Raw genomic sequence first — 11,563 nt, 5'->3', positions numbered from 1 at the left:
AATGCGAAGGAAGCCCTTGAGCAGCTCAAGATGTGGACCCGGCGAGGGCCTCGCTGGCATAAGGCGGTGACCCTCTGCCTCCAAGCTCGAGGCTTTTCCCTTCACCCGCTACGGACCGCGGCCGAGGCGGCGAGAAAAGAGCGGCTTCGGCAACTCAACGAGACAATGCGCTCAGACAACGGGCCGGACGGCTGGATGTCACGATGAAAGGAGAGCCCTCCACCGTGAGGCAGTGGGCGAAAACCTTGCATTTCATCACGTTTGCACCTCCCTCGACTTGAGCCATCACAAATGCTCTGATCCTCCTTCCTTGGGAGGGGGCAACCATGTTTCGACTCGTCGCCGCTGCGGCGATTGCCGGCATTCTGATGCTGACGGCGCCGATCGTCATGCGCCCGGATCCGCAATACCCTGGTCGACAATCCCGGTCGAGGGCTGCTGCAAGACGTGCTCCGCCGGCAAGGCGTGCGGCGATAGCTGCATCTCGAGGGAGAAGTTCATGAAGCGGCTTGCGCCATGAAATTGATGGCGCCGTCATTATCGAAGCGGCGATGGCGAAATTGGCATGGTGAATGTTTGCAGGCGCTTGAACCCTTGGGAGCATAGCTGTTGGAGGTCATCGATATTGTCTTTTGGTTTCAGGGTGAGATTGCGCCGGCGTTTGTCTGTCTCCAGGCCGGATACAATCAAGCGGTCTTGCGACCGTCCGGACGAACGCAGCGTCAGCGCTGCTCCGCAGCAGCGCGCTGTAGACGGCGGTCGCCAGCCAGCTTGAGGCGCAGTTGCCGCAACCACTCGCCATCCTCTCCGAGCGGATCGCAGGACAGCTACGCGATTCTGAGCACTGCCAAATCGGCCTAATTTTCCGCTGCCGAATGGACGATGAGACGCGTAAGCGAGTTTCCGGACCGGAAGCTATGCGTTGGGTTGCCCAAACGATGCAGAGGCGCTGCTGTGTTGGCGCGACACGCTCGACCGCAGGTGCGGACGGCATAAGAATTTTGGAGAGGCCCGTGGTGACTGGGGATTGCGCCGGTATTGGCGACGCGCGAAGACTGGGTCGATATCTGGGCGAAGGCAGCCCCTGCGACGCAACAACTTCATACCGGAGAATGGAGGCCGCGCTGGGAGGTTGTTGGTTAGGCTACCAACTCAAAGTGATTGTCCGGGAGAGTTCGGCGATGTCGCCATAGATCATCGAACCTGTGACGAGAAAACATTCATCACCGAGGACTTCGAAGGGTGAGCTTGACGCGGTACAAACCGGCAGGTTCTTCGAATTGGCGTACGTGCCGAGCGTCGCGGTTTCGACCTTACGGTCCTTGGCTTCGGCACAGCCGTCACTGATCGCGAGGATTGCGATAGCAATGAGAGTCGTCTTGCTCATATTTTGCCCCTGGAGCCAGCTCTTGTCGGGTAAGTCGCGCGATGCATCAAAATAGCACCGGCCCACGATCGGCTTCATCCATCGATTGGAGGAAGCAGGCTCATCCATAATTAGCAATATCTTGAGTAAGGCACCGAGCGCACCAGACTCATGGAACGGCGCGCGGAATTTCCATTCGTGACGAGGTGGCGATCCCGGCCGCCTTCGCAAACGGGTCATTCAGCACTGCGTAAACGTCTCGATTCCGAGCTATAGCTTTCCGCATTCGATCATCGATCATACCAAGGTGAAGAAGGGGCAGCAGATCGAGCTTACCGGAGAGATCACGCGCGTAGACGAGGAAGGCGGCAGGGTGACCGTCGATCTGGGACCACTGGTGACGATCGACATCGACAAGGTCAGGCTGGTCGAGAAGTACAGGACGCCAAAGCGCAAGAAGCCGCTGCGCGACATGGTGGATTAGCTCGCGGACCGCCACTTATCCACGCGACATCGGTACCACTCAAACGAATGGCAATTTTCCGTCTGAATGCGTTTAGGGTCCATGCTCGGAGACCACGCATGGGTATCGCGCGGGAGACAGTGACTCCCCGTTTCAAGGCGTCGAGATGCTACGAGCACCGAAAAGTCAGTTCCTTAGACCTAAAGATCGGGCGATCTGCCAGCGGGTTGTCGACCAGGTAACCGCCGACGCCAAATGGTACAGCACCCCGATAGACGGTCAGATTCTGGCCTCGACCACGCTGAATCTCTTTCAATCAGGGGTCGTAAACGAAACGAATTTGCTGGCACATGTTCGCGCGCGGCGCCACGACTTCACTAAACTGACAGGCTAGTTCTTCACCCTCGCGACATAGGCGCGAAATGTGGTTCTTCGTAGTCCGCCGGCCTATTGTTAAGCAGATTGAGCGCCCGCTTTATGTCCCGATGCAGATGGTCGATCGCTTCCCAATGCTCGCCAAATGGCTTGAGCGACAACTGCGCGTCGCGGAGTTCTACCGTCAGAAGCCACGCCTATCGTTCAATTTTGGCGAGGTGATATTCGGAAACGGCTTCGTGTCGGCGAGGGTGCGGCATCCCGCAAAATAGGAATATATTCCGAATGCCGTCAAGGCAAATAGACTTCGTCCTGCCCTCAGCGCCTGCTAGCCGCGGGCATTTTGGGGGAAGCATGAATCAAGTTATGTGCGTTTGTAGCCATCAGCGTTTTGTCGGGCTGCGCTACTCGCCCAGCCGACATCAAGCCCACGCTGGTTTCGTCCGCGTATACGCGGGCAAGTCCTGCAGCCAGTTGGAAGCCGAACTTTACCGAACGAGTTCCGACCTCGCGCCGATAATGGCCATACAAGACAGAACCGCCCGCCATGATGTGGACGGCGTGTTTTGGCTTGGCTTGCCGGTTGGCAGCATGATGGACAACACAGACATCAAGGTACGTGAAGCCAAGATCGGCGAGCTGAAGGGCAACATGGACGCGATCAACGCAGCCCGACGAAAGGGCGGCTGTGTTGCCGGCACTCTGTAAGCCGTTCCAACGTTGAAATTGTCGGCTTGCTTCCCGCCCTCGCGACTGCGGAGTGGTCGTTTAATCGATTGACTCGCGTAATGCACCGGCAGTTAGTCTCCTCGCCAGGGCAAAAAGAGGGGCTATGAAACTGGGAGCAAACGATGACTGTCCAAAAAGAAGACTATCGAACCAACAGAGCCGACTACGCCATAGCTGCGATGCATAGCCGAGCGACCGCTGAGGGCGATCGTGACGATTTGGTGGCGAGGAAAAAGTCCCTGTGGGTAACAGATCGGCGATCTGCAAAATTGGCTGCAAACCCCTCCGAAAGCTCGCCAGAACCCAAGGCAAAACCGCGCGGTAAGTGAATCGGACGCCAGCCACTTTCTTACCGCCGCGTACTTCGTTCGCATGGTTCGATTATATTAGATTTATCTAAAATACTAACCGGCCAGTCGAGCATTCCCGAACGCTCGCTGGTCAGGCCCAGCGGCCCCCCTAACCCAAGCTGCTGGGCCGCCACTCAGAGCAAAGCGCGATGTATGAGCATACCTAGCATAACGGTGATCGTCTCCACCTTGCCGGCCTTGCTTAGCACCACCTGAAAATCAGCTTCGAATCCCCGAATGTGCGGGGTCCCAGTGGCCATCACTAGACATTTCGAGATTTGCGGTTCGAGCCTCCCTTCATCGGCATGAGCGGTGACGGAGTACATCATCTTGCCAAATACACAGCCGACATCCTCGTCCCCTCGTTCGGTCGAAAGCTAGGTGGAACAATCAGGGTGCGCAACTTGTCATCACTGATATTGCCGCTTCACCCCAGCTTTGAGCGTGCGCCCTTCCGCCTGTGCGTGGTTCACCGTTTTTTACATTATTAGCGCACGTTTATAAACGGACATGTTGGTGTAGCTTGTACGTGCCCAAAGCCTCGGCGCAACGACCCAGCGCCGAGGCTTTTTTGCGGTATCCTTGCTCAGCATGTGCCAGATGATCATTGCAAGCTTGCGCGCAGTGGCGACGGCCGCGATGTGCTTCCCGCGGCGCGAGGCGATCCGCTTGTGGGAGGCGCGAAGAGGTCCTGGCGATCGCACAGCCGCCCATGCCGCCTCGACCAGCATCCCCCGCGCATGGCCGCGGCCCTGCTTCGTGATGCGCCCGTCATAGGCTGGCCCCTCACCGGACTGCCGCACGCTCGGATTGAGGCCAAGATAGNGCTTCGTGATGCGCCCGTCATAGGCTGGCCCCTCACCGGACTGCCGCACGCTCGGATTGAGGCCAAGATAGTCAACGAGCTTCTGTGGATCGCTGAAGCGCCGTATGTCGCCGATTGCCGCGGCAACGCTCGCAGCCACGGTGACGTCGAGGCCGGGCAACGTCATCAGGCGGCGGATTGTCGGATCCTGAAGGGCATGTACGGCTATATCCGCCTCGACCACCGTCAACGCCTCGTTGATCTGGTTAATCAAGCCGAGGTGGCGCTCGATGGCGGCGCGCTCATCCGCAGGCAATATTTGCCTCGTCAGCCATTTACGCCCGCTGAGCCCGACGAGGTTCCCATGCGGACATGGCGGGATCAGATGTGCGTGGAGTATCGACTGGATCAGGTTCTTCAGCCGCGAACGCTGGTGAACCAGCTGCGTCCGCCTGGTGACCTGTCTTCGGAGCGCAAGCGTCTCCGGGTCTGGGACCCAGACCTCCGGCAGAAAGTCCGAGGCGTAGAGCTTCGCAAGGACAGTGGCATCGATCGTGTCGGTCTTCACCTTCGCGTGCGCGATCATGTGCACCTGCTTGGGATTGGCGATCACGATCCGGTCCACGTAGGGCGANCTATGCGGACACGGCGGGATCAGGTGGGCGTGGAGGATTGACTGGATCAGGTTCTTCAGCCGCGAACGCTGGCGAACCAGCTGTGTCCGCCTGGTGACCTGTCTTCGGAGGGCAAGGGTCCCCGGATCCGGAACCCAGACCTCCGGCACAAAGCCCGAGGCGTAGAGCTTCGCAAGGACAGTGCGTCGATCGTGTCAGTCTTCACCTTCGCGTGCGCGATCATGTGCACCTGCTTGGGATTGGCGATCACGATCCGGTCCACGTAGGGCGATAGTACTTCAGCGACGGCCGCTGCATTGCCGGTCGCCTCGATCACCACATAGTCATCATGGGTGAGTTCCTTCCTGGCAAACTCTTCAAGCTTGTCGCGCAGCATCTGAACGCGGCCGAGTTTGACGATCTCGCCGTCAAGCAACGACACGACCTCGGCGTCCACTCGGTGTATGTCCATGCCTATAATGCGCACGGTTCCCTCCATCGTTGGTTACAGACAGGGAGCAAGCGGGCAACACGACAAATACGGATCCGCGCTCGCAGCGCATCCGGGCGAGTCGTAGGGGCGGCCAGATAACGTGCTCGAACTCTCAGTTCATCTGCATACGACGGCCTGCCCGCACTTGCGTGCTCCCGGTGCCCCGTGGCCCGGATGCGCCAAGCTTAACGAACCTGACGTACCGAACAAACGATGGCACCAAGAACATCATGCCGGATACGGCTTCATCGAGAGCTTCAACGGCAAGGAAGGCGCGTCAACACTCTACGCTACGATTGCTGGCCGCCCGTCGTCACGGCGCATATGCGACGTTCCGTTAGCCGCCGATCGCGTTCCTATCCACGACAATCGCGTGGTGGTACATTCGGTTGATTTGGCGAATGTTTTTTGTCGTCAACTCACCGGGAAACCGGGGAGGTGGTCATGAGAATTATTACCGCTCTAGCATGCGTCGCCCTCCTTGCAGGTTGCACAACGGCAGGCCCCCCAGGACCCCAAGGGCCTGTCGGTCCACAAGGTCTTCCCGGCAAGCAGGGACCTAGAGGTGCAATGGGGGCTGAGGGTCCGGCGGGGAAGGACGGCGTCGGCGGTTGGGAAATCACCCAGTATGCAAGCGCGAGTGATACAAGCCCAGACAAATCCGCACAGGCTTGGTGTCCCAAGCCAAAAGTCGTCATAGGTGGCGGTGCCAGCGCGTCAAATTCAAATGCTCTAATTTCTAGGAGCTTGCCGGTTACTTCCCCAGCTCCAGGGTGGGTAGCACAAGCGCATGTAGCCGCTACGGCCCCAACAGCTTGGACGCTGACAGCATACGCCATTTGCGCGCTTGTCAAATAGTCGGCGCTTGGCCGGGCCGGTGAACTTTGCGTTGTCGCGTCTTGGAGACACAAACGGCGTTCTAGTCTTCATCCCAAAAATCCTGCAGCGAGGCGTGCCGAAGGTCTTCCTCGCCCCGGAGGTGCTTCACGCGGACCTTGATGCCCGCTTGCGAAGGCCATAGTTGAGACGGTTGAAAGGCTGAGCCGGTGCCCCCCGCGTTGACCAGTTGCCGACCGGCTAGTGCAGCTTCTGGACTCTCGCCCGGAATGGCGGCATTCTCTCTTCCGGGAGAGCGGGCGTGGGCAAAGGCCACCGTTATCAAGGCGCCAATCAGGCTGACCGCTGGCGAAGGCGCGCCGGTAGAAGAATGCCGTCACGGCGGCTGCCGCGACCCCTCTTGGGGCTGATCTTCCTCGGCGCCGGCACGCTTGCCGCCGCAGTCACCCAATTCGCGATCCAGAGCACCTCCGGCCAACAGAGCACCTCTGGCCTCCAAAGCACCANCGACCCCTCTTGGGGCTGATCTTCCTCGGCGCCGGCACGCTTGCCGCCGCAGTCACCCAATTCGCGATCCAGAGCACCGCCGGCCAACAGAGCACGATAACAAACTGGACAGAACCATTGCCTGGCCACATGGAAGGCCGCGCCTCGGTGATCGATGGCGACACAGTAGAGATTGCAGGCCAAAGGATTCGTTTCAATGGCATCGACGCGCCCGAGAGCCGTCAGCACTGCGACGACGCCAAGGGCTTTGACTACCCATGCGGGCGCCGCGCTGCCCAAGCCTTGGACAAGTTCCTGGCAGCTTCGCGACCGCTGCATTGCAGTTTTGTCGATCGTGATCGGTACGGGCGTCTTGTCGGGAACTGCGATCGGGCGGACGGTCGTAGCGTTCAGCGCTGGCTTGTCGAGCAGGGCTTGGCACTGGACTGGCCCCTCTACAGCCACGGCGCCTATGCGGGGCAGCAGGCGAAGGCAGAGGCGGCAAAGCTCGGTCTGTGGGCCGGAACTTTTCAGGCGCCTTGGGTGTGGCGTCTAGCGCATGCCGACAACCGGCCGCTTTCTAACCAGCCGCTTGGCTTAATCAACCGCCATCAGGTCGCACAAAGCGGCTATTCATGCGAGCCGCGGCGCACCTGTTCCCAAATCAGCTCGTGCGATGAAGCAAGTTGGTACCCAGCCAAACTGCTCTTGGGGCCGCAAGCTAGACCGCGACAAAGACGGCATCGCCTGCGAAAGCCAGTGTTGAACCTGCAGGTGCTGCCGCTTCACGGTCGCACGCACGTCGGTGTTGGCGCCGCGGCGCGTTGGGGTGGGTTTGGTCATGTGGAGGGTTTCTAATGAAAGGGCCGCCTCGACGGGTGGCTTTTGAACGGTGACGGACTGCCGTTCCAAGCGGACCAGCTATTGTCGACTAAATGAAAGCGGGAAGATCCAACGATGCCTCCAAAATACGTGCAGCCCTCCGTTCATGAGACAGCTTTCAGCGGCATTCCAAATCGGCAGGGAGTTCGGCAGAGCCGAGGCCGAAGTTATGTTGCCCCGCCCATCGATTATGATCGCCACCCATCGACAACGAGCGATGCAGAACACGGCGAGCCGACCTGACGTTATCATTCGCTGGCATCAAGTCCGGCCTGATTTTCCAGAACTCGTTGCAACTGATGCGGCGAACTTTGACGCTGCCGTCTCAACAATGACCGTGCGAGATGTGGTCATATGGCGTCTTCGGGAAGGGCGCTCGCTGCGCGGTTCCGGCAAGGCCGGTCTTCATCATCGCCAACGCGGCGAAGGTCTTCTATCACGCTATATAGGAACGGAGTGCGTCAAAATTGACACGGGCTCGGCACGAGCTGCTCAAGTGCGGACGATGATGGGAGCCACGGCCGGCTGGCTGCTTTTTGCCGCGCGCGAGATGGGAGGAGGCGGCTGGAGTGATGTTTGGGCTCCGGCGACCTGATTCCGTTCTTTCGGATACGGAACGGAAACTTTGCCACATTTTTGGTTTCGACGCACGCTACGTCAGGAAGCAGCTAGGGCAATGAAGAGCGATTGTCCTTGCCTGTTTATGCGCAACAGAATGGGCTTGTGCTGCTGCCGGGATCGTGCCCACTCCTCCTGGATATCTGACGGCTGTGCCACATCCCGGTTGTTGGCCGAGACAATNGCTGCCGGGATCGTGCCAACTCCTCCTGGATATCTGACGGCTGTGCCACATCCCGGTTGTTGGCCGAGACAATCACGTCGCCAGGTCGAAGGCCGTTCTCGGCGGCGGGGCTATTCGGCGCCACTTCCTGGATAAACACGCCGGTGGTACCCGGCTGCAGACCGAGTTGCTGGCGCGCTTCGTCCGGAATGGTGCTGAGCGACAGCCCGAGGCGTTGGTCCGCCGCTTCCGGACTCGGAACGGCACCGGTCTGTACCTCCTCGTCCTTGCGTTGACCGAGGGTCAGTTCCACCTCCTGCTGGGAGCCGCCGCGGTTCCTTGTCAGCGTGGCTTTCGACCCCGGCTTTTCGTTAGCTGCCGCCAACGTCAAGTCATGGACGCCCTGAATGTCCTTGCCGTTGAACCGGGTGATCACATCCCCCGATTGCAAGCCGGCCTTCTCTGCCGGACTGCCGGGCTCGACCGAGGCGACCAGCGCTCCCTTGGTGCTCGATATGTCAAGCGCCTGGGCAAGCGACGGCGTCACCTCCTGGAGACGCACTCCGATGAACCCGCGCTCGATCCGGCCGGTGCGGATCAGCTGATCGGCGACGCTCCGTGCGGTTCGGGACGGCACGGCGAAACCGATGCCTATGCTGCCGCCAAACGGAGAGACGATGGCCGTATTGACCCCGATCACTTCGCCGCGCGCGTTAAACAGGGGGCCGCCGGAATTGCCTCTATTGATCGAGGCGTCTGTCTGGAGAAAATCGTCGTAAGGGCCGGCTTGGATGTCGCGCGAGCGGGCGGAAAGAACGCCGACGGTCACGGTTCCCCCGAGCCCGAAGGGACTGCCAATCGCGATCGTCCAGGCCCCCGGCTGCATTGCGTCAGAGTCACCCCAGGCGGTGGTCGTCATGTTGGGGCGTGGATCGACCTTCAGCACCGCGATGTCGGTTGCTGGATGGCGGCCCACAAGTCGCGCGGGCGAAGTCTCCTTATCGGAGAATACGACGTGGATTTCGGTGGAGTCGGCCACGACATGATTGTTGGTGACGATGTAGCCCTCCGGACTGACCACGAAGCCGGAGCCGAGAGCTTCTCGCACCTGCGGCTGGGCAGGCCCGCGGCTGTCGAAGGGGTTGAGAAAATCGTCGAGCATCGTTTGGTCCTGGATGATCTGCCTCGTCGTGATCGCGACCACGGCCGGCAGCTTCTGACGCAGGATTGCGCTGAAGTCGTTCGGGATTTCCTGTGCTGAAACCGGAGCAAAGCCGCCAGCCGAGAGCATCAAGATTCCTGCGACGAGGCCCATGCTCAGTCGCTTCCTGGCAATGTAAGACATGATTGATTCTCCTGCCCGACCGCCCTGGCGCTGCCGCGCGACTTTTCCCAGACGCAACAACTGACATTCACGCCGATTGTTTCACCGGTTCGAAAAAATGTTGATCGTGGGCTGAACTGCGAGGATTTGGCCTTGTCGGGCCATTGAAATTTGCTCGAAACTCTCCAAAATTTCGGCTGGTGAAAATCGCGAGAGCCACCAAAGATGACATCAACAAAGGAGACTATTCAAAGCGGAGGACCATCGATGGAAGGAGCCATTTCGACGAGTTTTCCCCCAATCGGGCCCGAGGGTCCTGATGTTTTTCTTGACCGGTTGCTCCATCCAGCACGGCATTTCGAGCGACCTCAGGACGTGCTGACTGACGCGACGCTGGACGTCCAGGAGAAGCGTGCAATCCTTTCGTCCTGGGCATCGGATGCCTGTGCGGTGGAATCGGTGCCGGCGCTACGCATGCCGCCGGGAGCAACCGAACCGGTCAGCTCCATGTTGGGGACAAGACGATCCGCGCGACCGCGGGCACCTACCTGTTCATTCCACCGGGCGTTCCGCACAACATCACCAATGTCAGCGAAGAGCCGGCGCGGGTGCTGATGACCGTCTCTCCGCCTGGACACGAGCACTATTTTGAAGAGCTTGCCAGGCTCGCTGCACACGGCTCTCCGGATCCGAAAGCGCTTGCAGACTTGCGGAACCGTTACGACACTGACCAGCTCTCTACCCTGACGACAAGAGCCTAAGCTCGATTCTGCAATATCGGGTCATGGCGCAGCACCGCTCATGGCGTCGGCACCAGCGATGTCCTCTGTGGATGGCTCCCGCGATGCAAGAGGTAATTCGACATTATGGCGCGTTGGTCGGGTGCAGTCTTCTGTGCGGCCTGTTGATGCAGCCATTCGAGACTGCTGGCCCTGATGGGGTCGGCGAACTGGGTCCCAATCTGCTTNGGGTTGTCCCTGTTCCCGGCCTGACCGGTCTCGCCATCACATCGCGTCGCTCTCACAACCTCATGGAGCCGATCGATCGGCTCGATCTGATTTCTGCTTCAGTGTCTCGTCTTCTGCGCAACTTACGCTGCAAGGTTCGGAGCATGACGCGCCTGATAGGTTTCGCCGCGCGCCATGATAGCCCACACCACGCGGGCCATCTTGTTTGCCATCGCTACGCTCGCCACGCGCGCTGGCTTCCTGGCGAGCAACGCGAGGAGGCGCGGATCCGCAGCCTCGGGCTTATGCCTTGCCCGTCGGATCAGGGAGGTCGCGCCGATCACAAGGAGCTTTCTCAGGTACCGGTCGCCCATCTTGGTGATGTGCCCGAGACGGTCCTTTCCGCCGCTCGAGTTTTGCGAAGGTGTCAGCCCGAGCCAGGCGGCAAACTCTCGACCCGAGCGGAACTGACCCGGATCAGCAACCGAGGCCGCCAACGCTGTGGCACCGATCGGGCCAATGCCAGGTATGGTCGATAGACGCCGTGCCACTTCATTCGTTCTTTGTTGGGCAAGGATCGACCGGTCAATGGTCTGGAGCCGGGCATGGGTGTTGAGCACCTGCTCGCACAGGATACACAGAATCTGCAGTGCCATTGCCGGTACGTCCAATGGGGATTTCTTCGCGGCTATCTGGCGCGCCAGCTTAAGCGCCCGCTCCAAACCTTGGGGAATGTCGATGCCGAACTCAGCCAACAGGCCGCGGATCATGTTCACGAGTTGCGTGCGCTGCTTGACCAGAAGATTGCGTGTGCGGTGAAGCGACAGGGCCGCCTGTTGCTCGGCCGACTTCATCGCCACGAAGCGCATGGTCGGGCGTGTTACCGCTTCGCAAATCGCTTCCGCGTCCACCGCATCATTCTTGCCGCGCTTCACATAGGGCTTCACGTAGGACGGTGGCATCAGGCGGACTTCATGGCCGAGCTCCGTCAGTTCTCGAGCCCAGTGATGTGCCGTCCCGCAGGCCTCCATGCCGATCAGGCAGGGTGGCAACTTGGTGAAGAACGGCAGAACTTGCGATCGGCGCAGGGCCTTGCGCACGACAACGCCCC

Annotated in this window: 8 protein-coding genes and 3 pseudogenes; 6 read left to right on the top strand and 5 right to left on the bottom strand. The window is 59.9% G+C overall.

All coding sequences use genetic code 11. The annotated features are described in order from the left end of the window. Window positions 1–1,144: 1,144 nt before the first annotated feature. Window positions 1,145–1,606 carry a hypothetical protein gene (locus X773_RS0140210; protein ID WP_348625959.1) on the bottom strand — a complete coding sequence of 154 codons (462 nt, stop codon included), beginning with the start codon at window positions 1,604–1,606 and terminating at the stop codon, window positions 1,145–1,147. A 67-nt stretch (window positions 1,607–1,673) separates the two neighbouring features. Between X773_RS0140210 and X773_RS79450 the strand changes: the two genes are divergently transcribed. Both X773_RS79450 and X773_RS77045 read left to right on the top strand, forming a co-directional pair. Beyond that, the gene (locus X773_RS79450) at window positions 1,674–1,850 is read left to right on the top strand and encodes a hypothetical protein (RefSeq protein ID WP_023680685.1); all 177 of its coding nucleotides are present in this window, start codon (window positions 1,674–1,676) and stop codon (window positions 1,848–1,850) included. Window positions 1,851–2,558: 708 nt separating this feature from the next. Then, the gene (locus X773_RS77045; protein ID WP_156937505.1) at window positions 2,559–2,912 is read left to right on the top strand and encodes a hypothetical protein; all 354 of its coding nucleotides are present in this window, start codon (window positions 2,559–2,561) and stop codon (window positions 2,910–2,912) included. 958 nt (window positions 2,913–3,870) lie between these two features. Here the strand turns inward: X773_RS77045 and X773_RS72340 are convergent. Both X773_RS72340 and X773_RS72335 read right to left on the bottom strand, forming a co-directional pair. Then, window positions 3,871–4,719 (bottom strand): annotated as a pseudogene (locus X773_RS72340) (IS110 family transposase); the annotation flags it as partial. A 6-nt stretch (window positions 4,720–4,725) separates the two neighbouring features. After that, window positions 4,726–5,189, bottom strand: a pseudogene (locus X773_RS72335) (transposase); the annotation flags it as partial. 1,359 nt (window positions 5,190–6,548) lie between these two features. Between X773_RS72335 and X773_RS79200 the strand changes: the two are divergent. After that, on the top strand, window positions 6,549–7,376 hold the full coding sequence (locus tag X773_RS79200) for a thermonuclease family protein (protein ID WP_280952146.1): 828 nt from the start codon (window positions 6,549–6,551) through the stop codon (window positions 7,374–7,376). Between the two features lie 130 nt (window positions 7,377–7,506). After that, window positions 7,507–7,995 (top strand): hypothetical protein, encoded by a 489-nt coding sequence (locus X773_RS77035; RefSeq protein ID WP_156937504.1) that lies wholly within the window; start codon window positions 7,507–7,509, stop codon window positions 7,993–7,995. Window positions 7,996–8,101: 106 nt separating this feature from the next. On the opposite strand, the gene X773_RS72320 is transcribed toward X773_RS77035, so the two are convergent. Next, entirely contained in the window at window positions 8,102–9,526 is a 1,425-nt protein-coding gene (locus X773_RS72320; protein ID WP_245274878.1) for a Do family serine endopeptidase, read from the bottom strand. Between the two features lie 246 nt (window positions 9,527–9,772). Here X773_RS72320 and X773_RS78780 point away from each other — a divergent pair, with 246 nt between their 5' ends. Both X773_RS78780 and X773_RS75865 read left to right on the top strand, forming a co-directional pair. After that, window positions 9,773–10,120 carry a hypothetical protein gene (locus X773_RS78780; RefSeq protein ID WP_245274877.1) on the top strand — a complete coding sequence of 116 codons (348 nt, stop codon included), beginning with the start codon at window positions 9,773–9,775 and terminating at the stop codon, window positions 10,118–10,120. After that, a pseudogene (locus X773_RS75865) lies at window positions 10,012–10,266 on the top strand (cupin domain-containing protein); the annotation flags it as partial. The gene X773_RS78780 and the pseudogene X773_RS75865, both read left to right, overlap by 109 nt. Before the next feature lie 329 nt (window positions 10,267–10,595). On the opposite strand, the gene X773_RS72315 reads toward X773_RS75865, so the two are convergent. Next, the coding region (locus X773_RS72315; RefSeq protein ID WP_023680674.1) for an IS110 family transposase at window positions 10,596–11,563 on the bottom strand (968 nt) is incomplete at its 5' end.

Origin of the sequence: Mesorhizobium sp. LSJC280B00 (assembly GCF_000502835.1) — a bacterium.
Classification (GTDB): domain Bacteria; phylum Pseudomonadota; class Alphaproteobacteria; order Rhizobiales; family Rhizobiaceae; genus Mesorhizobium.
This window is presented reverse-complemented; position numbering and strand designations above follow the sequence as displayed.

Bases quoted from the DNA above. Each gene is read 5' to 3' on its own strand.
- X773_RS0140210 (WP_348625959.1), bottom strand. From the start codon at position 1,606: ATGACCCGTTTGCGAAGGCGGCCGGGATCGCCACCTCGTCACGAATGG.
- X773_RS77045 (WP_156937505.1), top strand. From the start codon at position 2,559: ATGAATCAAGTTATGTGCGTTTGTAGCCATCAGCGTTTTGTCGGGCTG.
- X773_RS77035 (WP_156937504.1), top strand. From the start codon at position 7,507: ATGAGACAGCTTTCAGCGGCATTCCAAATCGGCAGGGAGTTCGGCAGA.
- X773_RS78780 (WP_245274877.1), top strand. From the start codon at position 9,773: ATGGAAGGAGCCATTTCGACGAGTTTTCCCCCAATCGGGCCCGAGGGT.